Consider the following 20095-nt stretch of genomic DNA (forward strand, 5'->3'; position numbering starts at 1 on the left):
GTCCGCGGGCACGGACCCGAGCGGTCCGGTGCGCCGTTCGTGTCCGGACCGGCGGGGGTACGGGGGAGACTGTCGAGGTGGATGTGCGCGCGGCGCTGGCCGACGTCGGAGGGCTCGGTCCGTTCTTCGAGGTCGGCACGAACCCCGCGGAACAGGTGGATCCGACGTGGCGACCGATGGCGGATCTCTATTCCGACCCGCTGCCGTTGGGTGAGCGCATCGCCCACGTGCGGCGCGTTCTCGACAGCGACGACCGGGTGGCGGCCTCCATCGCCTTCCAGGGGATGGCGGCCCGGGTGCTGTCCGCGCCGCTGGCCATGGTGGTGCTGCACGGGGTGTTACCGGCCCTCACCGCCCGCACGCTGCACTGGCGGGTCTCCCTGACCGGGCCATGGCCGCTCTGGGCCGACGCACCCGGTGGCGAACACGTGCCCGACGACCCGGACGCCGCCGCCGGCCGACTCACCGACCTGCTGGTCGGCGAGCACCTGCGCCCGCTGGTGGAAGCAGTGGGTAGGCAGGTCGGGATCTCCGAACGGATCCTCTGGGGGAACGCGGCCTCGTCGGTGGCGGCGGGCAAGCGGCTGATCGGCACGACCCGCCCGGAGGCCGCGGACCGGGCCGCCCGAATCGCCGCCGGGGTGCTCGCCCGCGGCCCGTTCGCGACCGCAGGTGAGCGGCGGGCACCGGCCCCGCCCGACGTCGGATGGACCTTCCAGCGGCGCTCCTGCTGCCTGTACTACCGGGTCCGCGACGGCGGGCTCTGCGGTGACTGCGTGCTCAACCTGCGGGCCGGTCGATAACGGCGTCAGTCGAGCCGGACCTCGGCGATCGTCACCTGCACCACGACGGCCAGCCCGGTGTAGGCCGTCACCGCCGCCGCCACCTCCTGTTGCACCGCCCGGGCCAGGTCGCGGCAGTTGACCCCGATCCGGGTGACCACCGTGAGAGCGATCTCGGCGCGGTCGCCGTGCACCGTCGCTGTCACCCCGTCCGTGGCGGGTTGCACCAGATCCGGGCCCAGCACCGAGCCGGCGAGGCCGAGCAGGGCATGGGCGAGGTCGGCCCGCAGTCCCAGCACCCCCGGGACCTGGTGTGCGCACTGCGCCGCGACGCGGGCGACCACGGCGTTCCCGACGTGGAACCGGACACCCGCCGCCGCGCCGGTCACCGCGGTCCCCCGCGGTCCAGCCCACTCTCGAACACGTCGACCACCTCGATGTCCACCCGCCGCACAGCGACGCCGAGCGCCTGCGCGCCGGCCGCGATGATCATCTGCCGGACCCGGGCCGTCACCGACGCCAGGTCGACCCCGAAACGGGCGGTGACGGTCATGGCCACGGTCACCGGGCCGGCGCGGGAAGCGTCCCCGGTCGCCGGTCCGAGCTGTTCGATGCGGCAACTTCGGGCCCGCATCCCGTCCATCCCGTCGACGACGTGCCGCAGCACCGCAGCCGCGGCCGGGCGGCTGAGGAGGGCCGGACCGTGTGGCGAGTCGAGCTCGAGCACGTCGTGGGGCCGCAGCTCGGCCAGCACGGCGCCCATCACCCGGTCCATCACCGACGGCGGCGGCTGCACCGGCTCGGTGGCCATTCGGTGCACCACCGCGTCGAGCTTGCGGGCGTCGGCGATCGCGGCGGCGCAGTGCAGGCAGTCGCGCTCGTGCTCGTCGCGGGCCCCGGCGGTCGCGCGGTCCCACACCGCGGCGGCATCACGACCGCAGGCCAGCACCTCGATCGTGGGGCCCGCATCCGGATCCACCGCCCCGCTCATCTCCCGGCTCACCTCTCCGAGCTCCCCGGCGTTCATCGCCACGGCCGCATCGCCGCCGCCAATCGGGTGCGTGCGCGGTGGATCCGGCCGCGCACCGCCGTCTCGCCCGCCCCTGTGATCTCGGAGATCTCGGTGTACCCGAGACCCTCCAGCTCACGCAGCACCCAGCAGAGCCGCAGCTCGTCCGGCAGTGCCTGCAGCGCCGCGCGCAGCGCCGCCATCCCGGCGTCGAGCTCGGCGGTGCGTTCCGGGGACCGTCCGGGCGCCGGGGCCGGCTCCGGAAGGTCCCCCACCTCGTCCATCGGCACCGCCGGCCGGCGCCGGCGCAGCATGTCCAGGCAGCGGTTGGTCACCACCCGGTACATCCACGTCGAGAACGCCGAGTCACCCCGGAACCGGTTGATCCGCCGCCACGCGTCGAGCAGCGCCTCCTGCAGCGCGTCCTCCGCGTCGGTGGGATCTCCCAGCACCCTCACGGCGACCCGGTAGAGGGTGGCCTGGTGGCGCAGCGCCAGTGCCTCGAACGCCCGGACGTCACCCTCCTGAGCGCGGACGACCAGGGTCTTCTCGTCGAGTTCGGCGAGCCCCGCCCGCGGGCGCGCGGCACCGGCCGCCGACCCGTGGACCAGCTCGTCCGAGGTCACCGGTGCGAGCACCCCGGGTGTTGCGGACGTGCTGCAACCCGGTCCGTCCGCGTGCTGAGTGGCCCGCACGGCTCTCCGCTCACATCGGTCAAATGTGATGCCGGTCACGGAATGGTCAACTTTCGATCAGACCGGGTAAGAGGAGTCTATGCGCGGCACGTGAGCGACCGGTGACCCCTGGTGCCGGTGCCGCCCCGCCCGACGAGGAGGCTGACATGAGCTTGTCCGACAAGGCGAAGAACAAGACCCAGGAGATGTCCGGCAAGGCCAAGGCCGTGACGGGGGAGGCCACCGACGACCGAGACCTGCAGGCCGAAGGCAAGAAGGACCAGTTCGCCGGCAGCGTCAAGCAGGCCGGCGAGAAGGTGAAGGACGCCTTCAAGAAGAGCTGACGCGCCGCCAGGTTGCGTTTCTCGAGCGGCACCCCGGAGCACGCGCCCGGGGTGCCGTTCTCTTTCTGCGCTCGTCGGGTGCATCCCGGCCTGCCCGCCGGCCCGCGCGCGGCTCGTCGGCGAGCCGGCCCGTCGGCGCTGAGTAGCCTGCCGCCGTGACCGACGCACCGCGGGTCCCGGGGTCCGGCGTCCCGACCGACGCCGAGGCGGTCGCGGCCGCGGTCGCGGCCCATCCGGCCGTGGCCCGCCTGGCCGGCGGGCCGTTCGGCACGGTCGCGTCCTACCTGCCCGGGCGGCGGCGGTTGCTCGGTGTCCGTGTCGGCTCCGCGGGGGAGTCGGCCGAGGTCGCCGTCGTGGCCCGCTTCGGCGTCCCCCTGCCGCGGCTGGCCGACGAACTCGGCGCCCTGGTCCGCGCGATCCTGGGCCCGGTCCCGGTCGAGATCACCTTCGTCGACGTCGTCGTCGAGGGCGCGGTCCGGGGCTGAGACGCGGGCCACTCGGCCGCCGCGGACGCGCCGGACGGGCGGCCGGACGCCGCCGAGCCCGTCTCGCCTAGACTCGCCCGTAGTAGCGGCGCCGATGGCAGGCGCCGTGGTCGCATCCGGCGACCGGCACGTGAGTCCACAGCTTCCTGTCTGTCCGTCCAAGGAGTACCACCGTGAAGAGCACCGTCGAGCACCTCAGCCCGACGCGCGTCCGGATCAACGTCGAGGTGCCGTTCGACGAGCTCAAGCCCGACTTCGACCGCGCGTACAAGAAGATCGCCAAGCAGGTCCGGATCCCGGGCTTCCGCCCCGGCAAGGCCCCGGCCCGCATCCTGGAGGCCCGGCTGGGCCGCGGCGTGGTGCTCGACGAGGTCGTCAACGAGGCCATTCCGGCGAAGTACAGCGAGGCCGTCACAGCGTCGGACGAGGTCCGGCCGCTGGGACGTCCCGACATCGAGGTCACCGAGATCGCCGACGGCGAGAAGCTGGCCTTCACCGCGGAGGTCGACGTCCGGCCGGAGATCACGCTGCCCGACCTGGACGGGCTGACCGTCTCCGTCGAGGACGTCGAGGTCACCGACGAGCAGGTCGACGAGCAGCTGGAGCAGCTGCGGGGCCGTTTCGGCACGCTGACCGGCGTCGACCGGCCCGCCGCCCAGGACGACTTCGTCCAGATCGACCTGTCGGCCAGCGTCGACGGCACCCCCGTCGAGGAGGCCACCACCACCGGGTTCTCCTACCAGGTGGGCCAGGGCGGGCTGATCGAGGGGATCGACGAGGCCATCACCGGGCTGTCCGAGGGCGAGTCGCGCACGTTCACCTCCAAGCTGGTGGCCGGCGAGTACGCCGACAAGGACGCCGAGGTCACCGTCAAGGTCACCGCGGTCAAGGAGCGTCAGCTGCCCGACGCGGACGACGAGTTCGCCCAGCTGGCCAGTGAATTCGACACCCTCGACGAGCTCGTTGCCGACCTGCGCGAGCGGCTCGGCCGGGTGCGCCGGATGGAGCAGGTCACCCAGGCCCGCGACCGGGTGCTCGACGCCCTGGTCGAGGCCACCGAGGTGCCGCTGCCGGAGAGCGTCGTGACCGCCGAGGTCGACTCCCGGCTGCACGACGCGGTGCACAGCTTCGACCACGACGAGGAGAAGTTCGGCCAGTTCCTCGAGGCGCAGGGCAAGTCCCGCGAGGAGTTCGACGCCGAGACCCGCGCCGAGGCCGAGCGTTCGGTCAAGACCCGGCTCGTGCTCGACGCCCTGGCCGACGCCGAGCAGGTGTCGGTGAACGACCAGGAGCTGACCGAGCGGATCGTCTACCAGGCCCAGCAGTACGGGATGGCGCCGGAGGAGTTCGTCCAGCGCATCCAGCAGGCCGGCCAGCTCGGTGCCATCTACTCCGACGTGCGGCGCAGCAAGGCGCTGATCACGGCGGTGCGCGCCGCCACCGTCACCGACGCGGCGGGCGAGCCCGTGGACCTGTCGGACCTGCTCGGTCCGGAGGACGGCGCCGCCGAGGTGGCCGAGACCCCGGACGAGACCGCCGAGGCGGCCGGCGAGGCCACCGAGGTGGCCGACGAGGCCGGCACCGGGGATGCGGCCGACAAGCCCGCATCCAGCACGGCCTGACGTCCGCGCCGGGCGCCGCTGCGCCCACAGCGAACAACACCCCGGTTCGCGGACGCCGGACCCGGCGTCCGCGTAGGGTCGGTCCAACAGATCCACAACGGATCTGCACGGACCGGACAACGCGAGCTAGCCAGTAGAAGGCAGGGTGAAGTGAGCCAGCAGGACACCGGCCCGCGTACCGCGGACCGCCTTTCGCAGATGCGTTCCGCGCCGGCGTCGATGACGCTGTCCGACTCGGTGTACGAACGGCTGCTGCAGCAGCGGATCATCGTGCTCGGGCAGCAGGTCGACGACGACATCGCCAACCGGATCGCGGCGCAGATGCTGCTGCTGTCGGCGGAGGACCCGACGGCGGACATCGCGCTGTACATCAACTCCCCGGGTGGCTCGGTCACCGCGGGGATGGCCATCTTCGACACGATGGAGTTCATCGAGTGCGACGTGGCCACCTACGGGATGGGGCTGGCCGCCTCGATGGGGCAGTTCCTGCTCTCCGCGGGGACCAGGGGCAAGCGATACGCCCTGCCGCACTGCCAGATCCTCATGCACCAGCCCTCGGCGGGTGTCGGCGGTACCGAGTCCGACATCGCCATCCAGGCGGAGCTGTTCCGCCGGCACAAGCGCGAGATGGCGGAGCTGATCGCCCAGCACACGGGCCAGACCGTCGAGCGGATCATGTCCGACTTCGACCGTGACCGGTGGTTCTCCGCCCAGGAGGCCCTGGAGTACGGCTTCGTCGACCACGTGATCTCGCGCGCGGGTCAGCTCCCGAACAGCCCCACCAGCGAGAACGGGAGTGCCCGATGAGCCAGTTCCAGAACCCGGGTTTCCAGATGCCGAGCTCCCGGTACGTGCTGCCGTCGTTCGTCGAGCGGACCAGCTACGGGGTCAAGGAGTCGAACCCGTACAACAAGCTCTTCGAGGAGCGGATCATCTTCCTCGGGGTGCAGATCGACGACGCGTCGGCCAACGACGTCATGGCGCAGCTGCTGTGCCTGGAGTCCGCGGACCCGGACCGCGAGATCAGCATGTACATCAACTCGCCGGGTGGTTCCTTCACCTCGCTGATGGCCATCTACGACACGATGCAGTTCATCCGGCCCGACATCCAGACGGTCTGCCTCGGGCAGGCCGCGTCCGCCGCCGCGGTGCTGCTCGCCGCGGGTACCCCGGGCCGTCGGCTCGCGGTGCAGAACGCGCGGATCCTGATCCACCAGCCGGCCACCGAGGGCTTCTACGGCCAGGTGTCCGACCTGGAGATCCAGGCTGCGGAGATCACCCGGATGCGTCGGCTCCTGGAGACGACGCTGGCCAAGCACAGCGGTCGCACCCCCGAGAAGGTCCACGAGGACATCGAGCGCGACCGGATCCTGACGGCCGAAGAGGCCAAGGACTACGGGATCATCGACGAGATCATCCAGAGCCGGAAGCTGTCCGCGGTCGGCTGAGGCCTGCTAGTCAGGGCCTGATGTCGACACCGACAGCGGCTCAACCGCCGGACCGGGGCTGATTCCGGCCCCGGACCGGCCCGTCGGCGCCGAATTCCGGCCCGATGTCGACCGTCTGCCGAAACGTCGCCGATTCGGAGCATCGCGATGCTCCCCGGTGGGCGTCCTCGGCAGGTACCGTCACGAGCGGGCGCGCCGCCGGGCGCGCCGGATGGGACTGGGGTCTGCACTCATGGCACGCATCGGTGACGGCGGTGACCTGCTCAAGTGCTCGTTCTGCGGGAAGAGCCAGAAACAGGTCAAGAAGCTCATCGCTGGACCGGGTGTCTACATCTGCGACGAGTGCATCGATCTCTGCAACGAGATCATCGAAGAGGAACTCGCCGAAGCCGGCGAGGTGAAGCTCGACGAGCTCCCGAAGCCGGCTGAAATCCACGACTTCCTCGATCAGTACGTGGTCGGGCAGAGCGCCACCAAGCGCACGCTGTCCGTCGCGGTCTACAACCACTACAAGCGGATCCAGGCGGGGGACAAGGGCCGAGGCGACGGCAGTGACGGCGTCGAGCTCGCGAAGTCCAACATCCTGATGCTCGGCCCGACCGGGTGTGGGAAGACCTACCTGGCACAGACACTCGCCAAGCTGCTCAACGTTCCCTTCGCCATCGCCGACGCGACCGCGCTCACCGAGGCCGGGTACGTCGGCGAGGACGTCGAGAACATCCTGCTCAAGCTCATTCAGGCCGCCGACTACGACGTCAAGCGGGCCGAGACCGGGATCATCTACATCGACGAGGTCGACAAGATCGCCCGGAAGTCGGAGAACCCGTCGATCACCCGTGACGTCTCCGGCGAGGGTGTTCAGCAGGCGCTGCTGAAGATCCTGGAGGGGACCACCGCCTCGGTTCCCCCGCAGGGCGGGCGCAAGCACCCGCACCAGGAGTTCATCCAGATCGACACGACGAACGTGCTGTTCATCGTGGCGGGTGCGTTCGCCGGTCTCGAGAAGATCATCGGCGACCGGGTCGGCCGCCGCGGGCTCGGCTTCGGCGCCGAGATCCGGTCGAAGAACGACCTGGAGTCGGCGGAGAGCTTCGCCGACACGATGCCCGAGGACCTGATCAAGTTCGGCCTGATCCCCGAGTTCATCGGCCGGCTGCCGGTGGTGGCCTCGGTGACCTCGCTGGACAAGGAGGCCCTGGTCAAGATCCTGACCGAGCCGCGGAACGCGCTGGTGAAGCAGTACCACAAGCTGTTCGAGATGGACGGCGTGGAACTGGAGTTCACCGACGACGCGCTCGAGGCGGTGGCCGACCAGGCCATCCTGCGCGGCACCGGGGCCCGTGGCCTGCGCGCGATCATGGAAGAGGTGTTGCTGCCGGTCATGTACGACATCCCGAGCCGCGACGACGTGGCGAAGGTGGTCGTGACCGAGCAGACCGTGCGGGATAACGTCAACCCGACGATCGTGCCCCGCACGCCTCCGCGCCGTGAGCGCCGGGAACGCTCGGCCTGACCCAGCTCGAACCGAACGCCGGTCCGCATCTCGCGGGCCGGCGTTCGTCGTCGGCGGGGCCCCACCCGCATCACGCGGCCTGATCGGCGTCCCGGATGCCGGGTTCGTCGCATCCGGCTCGTGGCCGGCGGCACTTCAGCCCATCCCGACGGGCTCAATCCACTGTCCCGCTCCCGTCCTGACGGGGGGATGCACCGGCCCTTCGTGGGCTGCGACGGTGGGTCCGACCCCGGATCGGAGGTGGCGATGGCAGAGACGGCGACCACGGGTCCCGGCCACGACGAACGCCATGCCCTGCTCGACGAGATCGAACTGCTGCGGGCCCGGCGCCATGTGCTGGAGCAGGACCTGGAGGTCGACGACGAGCCGAAGGACTTCGGCGAGCAGGGTGAGACCACCCAGCGCCGCGACGAGATCGACTACATCGACCGGCGGATCCGGGACATCCTGCACCTGCTCCACTCGGTGCCGCGGGATCCGGCCGACACCCGGCCGGATCGGGTCGGGATCGGCAGCGTGGTGACACTGCGCTACCCGGACGGCACGACCGACACGGTGCAGGTCGTCGCCGTCCGCGACGAGGACGTGCCGGAGGTGACTCCCGACAGCCCCCTGGGCCGGGCGCTGCTCGGCGCGGCGAAGGGTGACGAGATCAGCTGGGGGGCTCCGGAAGGCCGGTTGCGGGCCCGGATCGAGGAGATCCGCCGCCCCGCGTAGCCGCGTGTCCCGCGGTCGGCAGCTGCTCAGGCGGCCGCCGCAGGATGTCCCGTCCTGCCTCCGCGGGCCCCGGGTGCGGGCCTGGGACGGCAGGACGGCCGAGGCGTGACCCCGCCCCGGCCCGGACGTCCTGTGCAGGGCGGTGCACCGCACGGCGGCAGCCGGCGCCGTGGGCCGTCGTGCGGCGGCGCCGGCTCAGCTGATGCGGCGCTTCGTGTGGCTGCGCGGGCCGCGACCCTGCCGGACGGGTCCACCGTCGGGTCCGACGTGGGACGGGGCGGCCTGCTTGGCCTTCGCCCGGCGAGCGGCGCGGTTCATCGGCATTTCCGCCTCGGTGGCGTCCACCTCTGTGGCCTCGCGTTCCGGGTCGAGAACGGGCTCTTGCTGCTGCGCGCGGGACGGGGCCGGCTGGGACACGGGAACCTCCGAGATCGTGGGGAAAGGGAAGGGCGGCGGATACGGGCTCAGAGGATCACTGGACGAGAGTAACCGGGGCGCCCGGGCCGGGTCCCGCCGGTTTGGCCGAGGGTCTCGCGGCGGGGCCGTCGCAGCACCGCGGCACCGGACCGTCGCCGTGGAAACCGCGTCGGCGCCGCCGCGCACCCCACCGCTGCTTGGCATGGGAGCAACGCACGGGAAAGGCCCGACTCGCGGGGCGGGTGGGGGTCAGCCTGCGGCGGTCAGCTTGTCGATCTCGACGTCGGAGTAGCCGAGCTCGGCCAGCACGCTCCGGGTGTCGGCGCCGAGGGCGGGCACCGTGTGCCCGTCGGGCGCGGCCCACGCGGAGGAGTCCACCGGGGGTGCGAGCATCGGGACGTCGGCGCCGCCGGGCACCGGAACGCGGCGCCACCGGTCGCGGGCGACGAGCTGCGGGTGCGCCGGCAGCTCGGCCACCAGCCCGACCCGGGACCAGGCCACGTCGGCGGCGTCGAGGAGCGCCCCCAGCTCGTCGGCGCTCAACTGGTCGAACCGCCGCTGCAGCTCGGCGTGCAGCGCCTCCCGGTGACGCACCCGCCCGCGCACGGTGACGAACCGCGGATCGCTCGCCAGTTCCGGGCGCGCCAGCACGATCGTGCACAGCCGGCCCCATTCGCGTTCGTTCTGCACGGCGAGGTGCACCGAGACGCCGTCACCGCAGCTGAACGGCCCGTACGGCGCGATGGACGCATGGTGGCCCCCGGTGCGCTGCGGCGGGTTACCGGTGCCCAGCGCGTACAGCATCGGCTGGTGCATCCACTCGGCCAGGGCTTCGAGCAGCGTGATCCGCAGCGTCGCGCCCTGGCCGGTACCGGCCCGGTGCAACAGGGCGGCGAGGACGGCCGCGTGGATCTGCACGCCGGCCGCGATGTCGGCCACCGAGATGCCGGTACGGGCGGTCACCGGGCCGTCACCGGTCAGTTCGAGCAGTCCGGCCTCGGACTGGATCAGCGCGTCGTAGGCCTTGCGCCCCGCCGACGGTCCGCCGTCGCCGTACCCGGTCAGCTCGCAGGTGATCAGCTCCGGACGCCGCGCCCGCAGCGTGTCGCCGTCCATGCCCAGCCGCGCGGTGGCGCCGGGTCCGAGGTTGGCGAGCACGACGTCGGCACGATCGACGAGCCGGTGCGCGGCGGCGAGGCCGTCCGGGTCCTTGAGGTCGAGCACCACCGACCGCTTGCCCCGGTTGATCCAGGCGAAGTAGGAGGAGACGTCACCGCAGGCGCCGTCGTAGTTGCGGGCGAAGTCCCCGCCCCCGGGTCGTTCGATCTTGACGACGTCGGCGCCGAGATCCGCGAGGAGCCGGCTGGCGTAGGGCACGGACACCGCGTGCTCGAGGGATACGACGGTGACTCCGGCCAGCGGGCCGGGCAACGGGGCGCGCACGCCCCATCCTAGGCACGCCGGGGGTGTCGCCCCGGATGTCGCCGGGTACCCGAGGGGCAGCGGTTGCAGCACCGCCTGGCCGGGCCTAGCTTCACCGCGCGACCATTGAGCAACCAAGGAGATGCCCGAGATGGCGGCTGGATTCCTGGACAGGTCACGCATCGTGGCGCCGCCGGGATGGAGCCGCTGGCTGGTTCCGCCCGCGGCGCTGTCGATCCACCTGGCCATCGGACAGGTCTACGCGTGGAGCGTGTTCAAGACCCCGCTGGAGAAGGGCCTCGGTATCTCCGGCGTGGCCAGCGCGCTGCCCTTCACCCTCGGCATCGTCATGCTCGGCCTGTCCGCGGCGCTGTTCGGAACGAAGGTCGACACCAACGGCCCGCGCTGGGCGATGCTCGTCGCGACGGTGTGCTTCTGCACCGGCTTCCTCATCGCCGCGCTCGGCGTCTACACCCGGCAGTACTGGCTGGTCGTGCTCGGTTACGGCGTGATCGGCGGCATCGGCCTGGGGATCGGCTACATCTCACCGGTGTCCACCCTGATCAAGTGGTTCCCGGACCGCCCGGGGATGGCCACCGGCATCGCGATCATGGGCTTCGGCGGCGGGGCGCTCATCGCGTCCCCGTGGTCGACGTCGATGCTGCAGGCGTTCGGGGCCACCGGTGACGATCCGAACCCGAACGGCATCGCCCAGGCCTTCCTGATCCACGGCATCGTCTACGCGGTCTTCATGTCGGTGGGCTGGTTGCTGATCCGGGTCCCGGCCGACGACTGGAAGCCCGCGGGCTGGACGCCGAAGGAGCAGCGGGTCGGCTCGATGATCAGCGCGGCGCACGTGTCGGCGCGCAACGCCCTCAAGACGCCGCAGTTCTGGCTGCTGTGGGTCGTTCTGTGCTTCAACGTCACGGCCGGCATCGGCATCCTGGAGCGGGCCGCGCCGATCTACGTCGACTTCTTCCGCGGCGCCTCACCGGCAGCGGCCGTGGCGGCCGCGGCGGCGGGCTTCGTGGCGATCCTGTCGCTGGCCAACATGTCGGGCCGCTTCATCTGGTCCTCGGCGTCCGACGTCATCGGCCGCAAGAACATCTACCGGCTCTACCTGGGTGCCGGCGCGCTGCTGTACCTGACGATCACATTGATGACCAACTCCAACAAGGTCGTCTTCCTGATCTGCTCGATGCTGATCATCTCGTTCTACGGGGCGGGGTTCGCGACGATCCCGGCCTACCTGCGGGACCTGTTCGGCACCTACCAGGTCGGTGCGATCCACGGCCGCCTGCTCACCGCGTGGTCCACCGCGGGCGTGCTCGGCCCGGTGATCGTCAACGCGATCGCCGACGCCCGGATCGGGCAGGGCGTGGAGGGCCCCGGCCGCTACACGCCGGCGTTCATGGTCATGATCGTCCTGCTGGTGATCGGCTTCGTCGCCAATGAGCTGGTCCGGCCGGTCAACGACAGGTGGCACGAACCGAGCGCCCCGACCAAGGGGAAGGCAGGAGCACAGGCATGAGCTCGGCAGAGAACACCGCGGGGCAGGACACCACGGGGCGCCCGCCCGTGCTCCTGATGGTCCTGGCCTGGCTCTGGGTGCTCGTACCGTTCACGTACGGGCTCTGGCAGCTACTGCTCAAGATCCCGGCGCTGTTCGGCAGCTAGACGGGTGGAAGGCGGGCGCTGCGGGTAGGGAGCCACGGTGAGCGATGAAGCGACTGCAATGTCCGAGTGGGTCACCGCCGTCTGCCGTGCACTCGGTCTCGAAGGTGCCGTGGACACCGGATCCACCGTGGACCTCGTCCTGGACCTGACCTCCGACGTGGCCCACGGCGTGAGCCGGCCGGCCGCCCCGGTGACCGCGTTCCTGATCGGGCTGGCCGCCGGCCGGGCCGACGATCCGGTCATCGCGGCCCGCGACTACGCCGAGAAGGTCACCGGTCTCGCCGAGGGCTGGGACAGCGACTCCGAGCGCGGTGTCCCGGCAGGCGACCAGGAGGTCCGCGGCTGACCGTGGCGCCTGCCGGGCGGCTGCGCCGGACCGATGTCAGGCGGTGATGTCCAGATGGGCGATGGACGGCGCCGCCCTCGACCACGCTGTCCGCCGCGCGCTGATCCCGGCGCAGGCCCGCCGGCGCCGCCACGAACGGCACGTTCGGCCAATAGGTTTGAACGACAGTGCCGTTCGTGACAACGCCGAGGTGAGGGGGAGGGGCCATGCGCACGGTGAGCGGGTTGGCGCGGCGGGTGCAGCGGGCGCTGGGCGGGCGGCGCCCGGCGGCGGCGAGCGGCGTGGCCCGGGCGCTGCCGGGCGGGCGCTCGCTGCTCACCGACGTGCTCGGCGAGCAGCGCCGCGGCGGGGTCCGGCTCGATCAGGCCGACCCGACGACGTGCGGCAGCGCGGTGCTCGTCGCGATGGCGGCGTGGGCGGACCCGGCGGAGTCCGAACGGTTGGACGGGGCCGTGGCGGGGGCAGGCTCCGGCACCGGTTTCGGGATCCGCTACGACGACCGCCAGCGCCGCGTCCACCGCGAGACCAACCGGATCTGGCCGCGGGCGCTGGGCACGACGCCGTGGGGAATGGCGCGCTGGCTGCGCGTCAACGTCCCCGGGGCCGGGCCCTACCGGGTACGGCTGGTGGACGACGCATCGCCGTCCGATGTGGAGGACGTGCTGGCGCAGGTCGGGGTCGCGCTGAGCGCAGGCCACCCGGTGCCGCTCCTGGTCGGGTCGGCGGTGCCCCGGCACTACGTGCTGGTCCTGGGTCCGCTCGGGGACGGCGCGGGCGGGTGGCGGGTGTACGAGCCGACGACCGGGTCGGTGCGGGTCCTGGATCTCGCCCTCGTCCGGCGACGGCGGCTCGCGCCGGTGCTGGGGTTCGACCGCCTGCACGCGGTGCTGCTGCCCGGCTGAGGAGCCGATCCGCCCATGATCATCGGTCCTGCGCCCCGCACCGCGGTTTGCCCTGTTCAGGCTTCCCGGACCACGATCACGGGGCCGCGGAACCCACTCGCGTACGGCTCGTAGAATTGGTGGGGTGACCGACACCCTCCCACCCCGCACCGCCGACCTGCCCGCCAAGTGGAACCCGGGCGAGGTAGAGGGCGGCATGTACCAGCGGTGGGTGGACCGGGGCTACTTCGAGGGCGACCCGGCCAGCGGCAAGCCGCCGTTCTCCATCGTCATCCCGCCGCCCAACGTCACCGGCAGCCTGCACCTGGGCCACGCCATGGACCACACCCTGATCGACATCCTGACCCGGCGCCGCCGGATGCAGGGTTACGACGCGCTGTGGCTGCCCGGCATGGACCACGCGGGCATCGCGACCCAGAACGTCGTCGAGAAGCAGCTCGCCACGGACGGCAAGACCCGGCACGACTTCGGCCGCGACCAGTTCGTGGACAAGGTGTGGGACTGGAAGGCCGAGTCCGGCGGCTCGATCCTCGGCCAGATGCGCCGCCTCGGCGACGGCGTGGACTGGTCGCGTGAGCGCTTCACCCTGGACGAGGGGCTCTCCCGCGCCGTCCAGACGATGTTCAAGCGGCTGTTCGACGACGACCTGATCTACCGCGCGGAGCGGATCATCAACTGGTGCCCGCGGTGCCACACGGCGCTGTCGGACATCGAGGTCGACCACCACGACGACGAGGGCGAGCTCGTCTCCATCCGCTACGGCGACGGGGAGGACTCGATCGTCGTCGCGACCACCCGGGTCGAGACGATGCTGGGCGACACCGGCGTCGCGGTGCACCCCGACGACGAGCGCTACCAGCACCTGATCGGCAGGGAGATCGAGCTGCCGCTCGTCGGCCGCCGGATCCCGGTCGTGGCCGACGAGCACGTCGACCCGTCGTTCGGCACCGGCGCCGTCAAGGTCACCCCGGCGCACGACCCGAACGACTTCGAGATCGGCCAGCGGCACAACCTGCCGATGCCGTCGATCCTCGACGACAGCGGCGTCGTCACGAACTCCGGCACCCGCTTCGACGGGCTCGACCGCTTCGCCGCCCGTGAGGCGGTCCGCGAGGAGCTGCGCGCGCAGGGCCGGATCGTCGCCGAGAAGCGCCCGTACGTGCACGCCGTCGGGCACTGCTCCCGGTGCGACACCGTCGTCGAGCCGCGCCTGAGCCTGCAGTGGTTCGTGCGCGTCGCGCCGCTCGCCAAGGCCGCGGGCGACGCCGTCCGCGACGGCCGCACCACGATCCACCCGAAGGAGCTGGAGAAGCGCTTCTTCGACTGGGTCGACAACATGCACGACTGGACGATCAGCCGGCAGCTGTGGTGGGGCCACCGGATCCCGGTCTGGTACGGCCCGAACGGCGAGGTCGTGGCCGTCGGGCCGGACGAGGAGCCGCCGTCGGGCGAGGGCTGGCACCAGGACGAGGATGTCCTCGACACCTGGTTCTCCTCGGGCCTGTGGCCGTTCTCCACGTTCGGCTGGCCGGAGGACACGGCCGACCTGCGGCAGTACTACCCGACGTCGGTGCTGGTCACCGGCTACGACATCCTGTTCTTCTGGGTCGTCCGGATGATGATGTTCGGGCTGTACGCCATGGACGGACGGCCGCCCTTCGAGCACGTCGTCCTGCACGGTCTGATCCGGGACCAGTTCGGCAAGAAGATGTCGAAGTCCAAGGGCAACACGATCGACCCGCTCGCGCTGATCGACGAGTTCGGCGCCGACGCGCTGCGGTTCACGATCGCGCGCGGGGCGAACCCGGGCTCGGACATGTCGCTGTCCACCGAGTGGGTCGCCGGCTCGCGGAACTTCACGACCAAGTTGTGGAACGCGGCGCGGTTCGCGATGTCGAACGGCGCCGACCCCACCGCGCCGCTGCCGGACGAGAGCCGCCGCACCGACGCCGACCGGTGGATCCTGGGCCGGCTGGCCGAGGTCCGCGAGGAGACCGACGCGCTGCTGGAGGACTTCCAGTTCTCCAAGGCCACCGAGGGGCTCTACCACTTCACCTGGGACGAGCTGTGCGACTGGTACCTGGAGCTGGCGAAGCCGCAGCTCGCCGACGAAGCGACCGCCGAGGGCACCCGTGCGGTGCTCGGACACGTCTTCGACACGCTGCTGCGGCTGCTGCACCCGATCACGCCGTTCGTCACCGAGGCGCTGTGGACCGGGCTGACCGGCGGTGAGTCCGCCGTGATCGCGCCGTGGCCGACCGCGGAGGACACCGGGGCGCGCCCCGACGAGGCCGCCGCGGGCCGCGTCGAGGCCATCCAGAAGCTGATCACCGAGGTGCGCCGTTTCCGCACCGAGCAGGGTCTGCCGGACAAGCGGTCGGTGGCGGCCAAGCTGGTCGGCCTCGACGAGGTGGGGCTCGGCGGGCATCGCAAGGCCGTGGCGTTCCTGACCCGGCTCGACGCGCCGGGGGACGAGTTCGCGCCCACCGCGACCGTGGAGGTGGCGCTGGCGGGCGGCACCGTGCACGTCGAGCTGGACACCTCCGGGGCGATCGACGTGGCGGCCGAGCGGGCCCGGCTGGGCCGCGACCTGGCGGCGGCGCAGAAGGAACTCGAGCAGGCCGACAAGAAGCTGGGCAACCCGAAGTTCACCGAGAAGGCCCCGGCGAACGTGGTCGAGGGCATCCGGGCCCGGCGGGAGGTCGCGCTGGCCGACATCGAGCGGGTCACCGCGCGCCTCGCCGCGCTGCCCGCGTCGTGAGGTCGCCGGTCACCGGAAAGGTTCAGGCATGACGGATCGCTGGGACGACACCGAACCCGAGCACGGCGAGCTGCCGGAGGGGGAGGGTGCGGTCCGCTCGCCCGAGGAGGCCGCCCAGGACGCGGTGATCGCCCACGTCCTCGACGCCGTGCGCGGGGGCGAGACCCCCGACGTCGTCCCCGCGACGTCGTCGGTCGCGGGGTTCGCGGAGTTCCTCGCCGTCGACGCCGAGCTGGACCGGCGCTGGCCGGAGACGGTCATGGAGCCGTCGCTGGACCGGATCTCCGCGCTGGTCGACGTGCTGGGCGAGCCGCACCGCGGCTACCCCGTGGTGCACCTGACCGGCACCAACGGCAAGACGTCCATCGCGCGGATGGTCGACGCGCTGCTCACCGAGGTCGGGCTGCGCACCGGGCGCTACACCAGCCCGCACCTGCAGCGCGCCACCGAGCGGATCAACCTCGACAACCGGCCGATCACCCCCGAGCGCTACGTGCAGGTCTACCGCGACGTCGCGCCGTTCGTGGACATCATCGACGCCCGGCGCGGCGATGGCCCCCCGATGAGCAAGTTCGAGGTGCTCACCGCGATGGCGTTCGCGGCGTTCGCCGACGCGCCGGTCGAGGCCGGTGTCGTCGAGGTCGGGCTCGGCGGGCGCTGGGACGCGACCAACGTCGTCGACGCGGCCGTCTCGGTGATCAGCCCGATCGGGCTCGACCACGCCGAGTTCCTGGGCACCGACGTGCTCGGGATCGCCCGGGAGAAGGCCGGGATCATCAAGCCGGACTCGGTGGCCGTGCTGGCCGCGCAGGACCGCGCGGTGGCCCAGGTGCTCGTCGAGCGGGCCGCCGAGGTGGGGGCCCAGGTGGCCCGCGAGGGCGCCGAGTTCGGCGTGCGGCATCGGGAGCTCGCGGTCGGCGGGCAGCGCCTGGAACTGCAGGGGCTCAGCGGGCACTACGACGACATCTTCCTGCCGCTGCACGGCGAACACCAGGCGTCCAACGCGGCGCTGGCGCTGGCCGCGGCCGAGGCGCTGGTGGGCGCGGGCCCCTCGCAGCCGCTCGACCCCGACGCGGTGCGCGCGGCCTTCGCGTCGGTGATCACTCCGGGCCGTCTCGAGCGGCTGCGCAACGCCCCGACGGTGCTGGCCGACGCGGCGCACAACCCGCACGGCGCCCGTGCGCTCGCCGCCGCCCTGCTCTCGGAGTTCCGGTTCACCCGGCTCGTGGCGGTCATCGGGGTCATGCGCGACAAGGACGCCCGCGGACTGCTCGCGGAGCTCGAACCGGCCGTGCACGAGGTCGTGATCACCGCGAACTCGTCGCCGCGCGCGATGGACCCCGACGAGCTGGCCGCGATCGCCGTCGAGGTGTTCGGGGCGGACCGGGTGAGCGTGGAGCCGCTGCTGGGTCAGGCCGTCGAGCAGGCGGTGGAGCTGGCCGAGGAGGGCGGCGACTCGGGCGTCGGGGTGATCGTCACCGGCTCGGTCGTCACCGCCGGCGAGGCCCGCGCACTGTTCGGCAAGGAGCCGTCGTGACCGACGAGACCCCGGTGGCGCCGAGGCAGATCCCGGATCCGATGAAGGGACTGCGGGGGGTCTTCGCCGCGACGCTGATCCTCGAGTCGATCGTGGTGCTGCTCGCGCTGCTGGTGCTGCCCAAGTTCGGCGACGGCGCGACCCCGGCCGGGATCGGCGCGATGCTCGGGCTGGCCGTCGCGATGGTCGTCGCCGCCGGCCTGCAGCGCCGCCCGTGGGGGCTGAGCCTGGCGCTCGCCCTGCAGGCCGTCATGATCGCGTGCGCGGTCTTCGTCCCGGCGCTGGGAATCCTGGGCGTGGTGTTCGCGCTGGTCTGGGCCGGCCTGCTGCTCATGCGCCGGGACGTCGCGCGCAAGATGGCGCGTGGGGAGCTGCCCAGCCAGCGGTCGTGAGGCCGGTGCCCTACCGGCCGCCGCCGATCGGCGCCCCCGCGACCTGTAACGGAACGGGTGTCGCGGCGCGCCATGACCACATGGACCGCGCCGCCCGTCGCCCGTTCCTGCGCCGCGGTTCGACGTCTCCTTCGGGGCGGCCGCCCTGCGGCCGGGTGCCGGCTGACCCGTCGATACCCTGGACGTCGTGACTGAACGCACCCTTGTCCTGGTCAAGCCCGACGGCGTCGAGCGCAAGCTGATCGGCGAGGTCCTCGCCCGGATCGAGCGCAAGGGGCTCGACCTGGTGGCGATCGAGCTGCGCACCGTCGACCGCGAGCTGGCCGCCCAGCACTACGCCGAGCACGACGGCAAGCCGTTCTTCGAGTCGCTGCTCGAGTTCATCACCTCCGGCCCGGTGCTCGCCGCGGTCGCCGAGGGCCCGCGCGCGATCGCGGCCTGGCGGCAGGTCGCCGGCGGCACCGACCCGGTGGAGAAGGCGGCCCCGGGCAGCATCCGTGGTGACTTCGGTCTGGAGGTCCAGTACAACCTGGTGCACGGCTCGGACTCGCCGGAGTCGGCCGCGCGCGAGATCAAGCTCTGGTTCCCGAACCTGTGACCTGCCCGGCCGCTTCCGGCGACGCCGCTGCGGCCGAGCCCTTCATCACCGGGCCGCACCCCGTCTTCGAGCCGCACCCGGACATGGCGCAGGCCTTCGGGTCGCTGTGGACGGCTGTGGTCCGTAGCGGGGGCGCGGTGGGCTTCCCCGCCGACGCCCCCGAGGAGGACATCCGGGCGGCGGCCGAGCAGGCCGTCGCCGAGGTCGCCGCGCGGCGCCGGCAGATGCTGATCCTCGGTGACGGCGCCGCGCTCGCCGGCACGGTGTTCCTGCGCCGCGGCGCCGGGCCGGTCCTGGCGCACCGGGCCGAGGTGCTCAAGCTGATGGTCCGCCCGGACCTGCAGGGCAAGGGGTGGGGGACGGCCCTGCTCGACGCGGCCGTCGCGCAGGCCAGGGCCCTGGGCCTGGAGCAGCTGCTGATCTCGACGCGCGGGGGGACCTCGCTGCCCGAGTTCTACGCCGCCCGCGGGTGGACCGAGGTGGGTCGCTTCCCGGGCGGGCTGCGGTTGTCGGCCGACGACGTCCGCGACGAGCACTGGTTCCAGCTGCGGCTGTCCTGACCGGCGGCCCGGTGGTGGCTGCGGCCGGGCGCCGTCACGCCCGGCCGGTTCGGGACGGTCCCGGAGCGACCGCGGTCCGTCCGGGCCTCGCCGTGCCGATCGCCATCGCGCCACGAAAGTCCGTGAGGAGGCTCGTCAGCCGGGCCGGCGCGGCGGCCCGGTCCGCTGGGCCGGTGCTACACCGGCGCGGTGACGGTGACGGGGGCGTCGAAGTCGCGCAGCCGGACCGTGACCGGCCCGGTGGCCCCGCCCGGACCGCCCGGCACCTGCAGCTCGGCCTTGACCAGCCGGGACGTCGCGACGTCGATCCAGAGCACTCCGTTCACGGTGCCCCGTACGCCGGGCGCGAGCGTGGCCACCGTGTCCGGACCGAACGCGGCCGGAACCCGGTAGCTGTCGATCCCGTCGGCGATCTCGCGGGCCGGTGCCCCACCCGGGGTCGCGGTGGCCAGCAACCGCGCGAGCCCACGTCGCGGGTCGAGAGCCGCCGTCGGGTCGTAGAAGGCGGCGGCCAGGCTGACCGGGATGGGCGGGCTGAAACCGCCGGTGGGGCCCTTGAGGTAGATGCTGCCGCCGACGACCACGAACTCGAGCTCGACGGGTGCGTCGCCCTCGGTGACGGTGGCCGACCCGACGGCGTCGCCGGACGCGGTCAGGGAGCCGGTCGCACCGCGGACCGGCACGTTGGTCAGGCCGGGATCCACCAGGACGTCCATCCCGACCGAGGTGAGCCGGGCCATCGCCGCCGCCGACCGGGACAGCAGGTCGGTGGCCGCAGGCAGCTCGCCGGCCGGGCCGCCCGGGGCACCGGAACAGCCGGGGAGGAGCAGTGCGACGGCCGCCACGGTGGTGAGCAGACGACTCGACCTCACCGCAGCAGGGTAGCGGT

The 20095-nt window shown here is 72.3% G+C and carries 23 protein-coding genes; 17 read left to right on the forward strand and 6 right to left on the reverse strand.

Annotated features, from left to right (window positions below; all coding sequences use genetic code 11):
* Positions 1 to 77: 77 nt before the first annotated feature.
* Positions 78 to 803, forward strand: coding sequence for a (2Fe-2S)-binding protein (locus tag HF519_RS07610; protein ID WP_169411508.1), 726 nt, complete (start codon positions 78 to 80; stop codon positions 801 to 803).
* Positions 804 to 808: 5 nt separating this feature from the next.
* Here the strand turns inward: HF519_RS07610 and HF519_RS07615 are convergent, their stop codons facing one another.
* The 3 genes from HF519_RS07615 to HF519_RS07625 are packed head-to-tail and all read right to left on the reverse strand — an operon-like array spanning position 809 to position 2417.
* Entirely contained in the window at positions 809 to 1171 is a 363-nt protein-coding gene (locus HF519_RS07615) for an Asp23/Gls24 family envelope stress response protein (protein WP_169411510.1), read from the reverse strand.
* Positions 1168 to 1809, reverse strand: a complete 642-nt coding sequence (locus tag HF519_RS07620) for an Asp23/Gls24 family envelope stress response protein (protein WP_246242769.1) — start codon at positions 1807 to 1809, stop codon at positions 1168 to 1170. Before HF519_RS07620 ends, HF519_RS07615 begins: the two co-directional genes overlap by 4 nt.
* Positions 1806 to 2417 (reverse strand): RNA polymerase sigma factor, encoded by a 612-nt coding sequence (locus HF519_RS07625; protein ID WP_312859959.1) that lies wholly within the window; start codon positions 2415 to 2417, stop codon positions 1806 to 1808. The genes HF519_RS07620 and HF519_RS07625 overlap by 4 nt, the downstream gene beginning before the upstream one ends.
* A gap of 215 nt (positions 2418 to 2632) precedes the next feature.
* Here HF519_RS07625 and HF519_RS07630 point away from each other — a divergent pair, with 215 nt between their 5' ends.
* The 7 genes from HF519_RS07630 to HF519_RS07660 all read left to right on the forward strand — a co-directional run bounded on the left by HF519_RS07630 (position 2633) and on the right by HF519_RS07660 (position 8594).
* On the forward strand, positions 2633 to 2809 hold the full coding sequence (locus HF519_RS07630) for a CsbD family protein (protein ID WP_169411512.1): 177 nt from the start codon (positions 2633 to 2635) through the stop codon (positions 2807 to 2809).
* A 155-nt stretch (positions 2810 to 2964) separates the two neighbouring features.
* Positions 2965 to 3294, forward strand: a complete 330-nt coding sequence (locus tag HF519_RS07635; RefSeq protein ID WP_169411514.1) for a hypothetical protein — start codon at positions 2965 to 2967, stop codon at positions 3292 to 3294.
* 173 nt (positions 3295 to 3467) lie between these two features.
* Positions 3468 to 4916 carry a trigger factor gene (tig, locus tag HF519_RS07640; RefSeq protein WP_169411516.1) on the forward strand — a complete coding sequence of 483 codons (1449 nt, stop codon included), beginning with the start codon at positions 3468 to 3470 and terminating at the stop codon, positions 4914 to 4916.
* A gap of 150 nt (positions 4917 to 5066) precedes the next feature.
* On the forward strand, positions 5067 to 5723 hold the full coding sequence (locus HF519_RS07645) for a ClpP family protease (protein WP_169411518.1): 657 nt from the start codon (positions 5067 to 5069) through the stop codon (positions 5721 to 5723).
* A complete protein-coding gene (locus tag HF519_RS07650; RefSeq protein ID WP_211169677.1) occupies positions 5720 to 6364 on the forward strand; it encodes an ATP-dependent Clp protease proteolytic subunit in 645 nt (214 codons plus the stop codon). Before HF519_RS07645 ends, HF519_RS07650 begins: the two co-directional genes overlap by 4 nt.
* A 232-nt stretch (positions 6365 to 6596) precedes the next feature.
* Positions 6597 to 7877: an ATP-dependent Clp protease ATP-binding subunit ClpX gene (gene clpX, locus HF519_RS07655; RefSeq protein WP_169411520.1), complete on the forward strand. Its 1281-nt coding sequence runs from the start codon at positions 6597 to 6599 to the stop codon at positions 7875 to 7877.
* Positions 7878 to 8123: 246 nt separating this feature from the next.
* On the forward strand, positions 8124 to 8594 hold the full coding sequence (locus tag HF519_RS07660; RefSeq protein WP_169411522.1) for a GreA/GreB family elongation factor: 471 nt from the start codon (positions 8124 to 8126) through the stop codon (positions 8592 to 8594).
* Positions 8595 to 8789: 195 nt separating this feature from the next.
* Here the strand turns inward: HF519_RS07660 and HF519_RS07665 are convergent, their stop codons facing one another.
* Together HF519_RS07665 and HF519_RS07670 are read right to left on the reverse strand one after the other, a co-directional pair.
* The gene (locus HF519_RS07665; RefSeq protein WP_169411524.1) at positions 8790 to 9011 is read right to left on the reverse strand and encodes a hypothetical protein; all 222 of its coding nucleotides are present in this window, start codon (positions 9009 to 9011) and stop codon (positions 8790 to 8792) included.
* Positions 9012 to 9260: 249 nt separating this feature from the next.
* On the reverse strand, positions 9261 to 10454 hold the full coding sequence (locus HF519_RS07670) for a CaiB/BaiF CoA transferase family protein (protein WP_169411526.1): 1194 nt from the start codon (positions 10452 to 10454) through the stop codon (positions 9261 to 9263).
* 130 nt (positions 10455 to 10584) lie between these two features.
* Between HF519_RS07670 and HF519_RS07675 the strand changes: the two genes are divergently transcribed.
* The 9 genes from HF519_RS07675 to HF519_RS31060 all read left to right on the forward strand — a co-directional run bounded on the left by HF519_RS07675 (position 10585) and on the right by HF519_RS31060 (position 19206).
* A complete protein-coding gene (locus HF519_RS07675; RefSeq protein WP_169411528.1) occupies positions 10585 to 11964 on the forward strand; it encodes an L-lactate MFS transporter in 1380 nt (459 codons plus the stop codon).
* Entirely contained in the window at positions 11961 to 12110 is a 150-nt protein-coding gene (locus tag HF519_RS07680) for an MFS transporter small subunit (RefSeq protein ID WP_169411530.1), read from the forward strand. The genes HF519_RS07675 and HF519_RS07680 overlap by 4 nt, the downstream gene beginning before the upstream one ends.
* Before the next feature lie 37 nt (positions 12111 to 12147).
* Positions 12148 to 12456 (forward strand): DUF6457 domain-containing protein, encoded by a 309-nt coding sequence (locus tag HF519_RS07685; protein WP_211169678.1) that lies wholly within the window; start codon positions 12148 to 12150, stop codon positions 12454 to 12456.
* A gap of 206 nt (positions 12457 to 12662) precedes the next feature.
* A complete protein-coding gene (locus tag HF519_RS07690; RefSeq protein ID WP_169411532.1) occupies positions 12663 to 13358 on the forward strand; it encodes a hypothetical protein in 696 nt (231 codons plus the stop codon).
* 124 nt (positions 13359 to 13482) lie between these two features.
* Positions 13483 to 16119 carry a valine--tRNA ligase gene (locus tag HF519_RS07695; protein WP_169411534.1) on the forward strand — a complete coding sequence of 879 codons (2637 nt, stop codon included), beginning with the start codon at positions 13483 to 13485 and terminating at the stop codon, positions 16117 to 16119.
* Positions 16120 to 16147: 28 nt separating this feature from the next.
* The gene (locus tag HF519_RS07700; RefSeq protein ID WP_246242751.1) at positions 16148 to 17656 is read left to right on the forward strand and encodes a bifunctional folylpolyglutamate synthase/dihydrofolate synthase; all 1509 of its coding nucleotides are present in this window, start codon (positions 16148 to 16150) and stop codon (positions 17654 to 17656) included.
* Positions 17653 to 18048 carry a DUF4233 domain-containing protein gene (locus tag HF519_RS07705; protein ID WP_312859960.1) on the forward strand — a complete coding sequence of 132 codons (396 nt, stop codon included), beginning with the start codon at positions 17653 to 17655 and terminating at the stop codon, positions 18046 to 18048. Before HF519_RS07700 ends, HF519_RS07705 begins: the two co-directional genes overlap by 4 nt.
* A 187-nt stretch (positions 18049 to 18235) precedes the next feature.
* Positions 18236 to 18646, forward strand: coding sequence for a nucleoside-diphosphate kinase (ndk, locus tag HF519_RS07710; RefSeq protein WP_169411538.1), 411 nt, complete (start codon positions 18236 to 18238; stop codon positions 18644 to 18646).
* Positions 18643 to 19206: a GNAT family N-acetyltransferase gene (locus HF519_RS31060; RefSeq protein ID WP_169411540.1), complete on the forward strand. Its 564-nt coding sequence runs from the start codon at positions 18643 to 18645 to the stop codon at positions 19204 to 19206. The genes ndk and HF519_RS31060 overlap by 4 nt, the downstream gene beginning before the upstream one ends.
* A gap of 176 nt (positions 19207 to 19382) precedes the next feature.
* Here the strand turns inward: HF519_RS31060 and HF519_RS32230 are convergent, their stop codons facing one another.
* The gene (locus tag HF519_RS32230) at positions 19383 to 20078 is read right to left on the reverse strand and encodes an LppX_LprAFG lipoprotein (protein ID WP_169411542.1); all 696 of its coding nucleotides are present in this window, start codon (positions 20076 to 20078) and stop codon (positions 19383 to 19385) included.
* Positions 20079 to 20095: the final 17 nt, after the last annotated feature.

Source organism: Pseudonocardia bannensis (genome assembly GCF_012911875.1).
Lineage (GTDB): Bacteria > Actinomycetota > Actinomycetes > Mycobacteriales > Pseudonocardiaceae > Pseudonocardia > Pseudonocardia bannensis.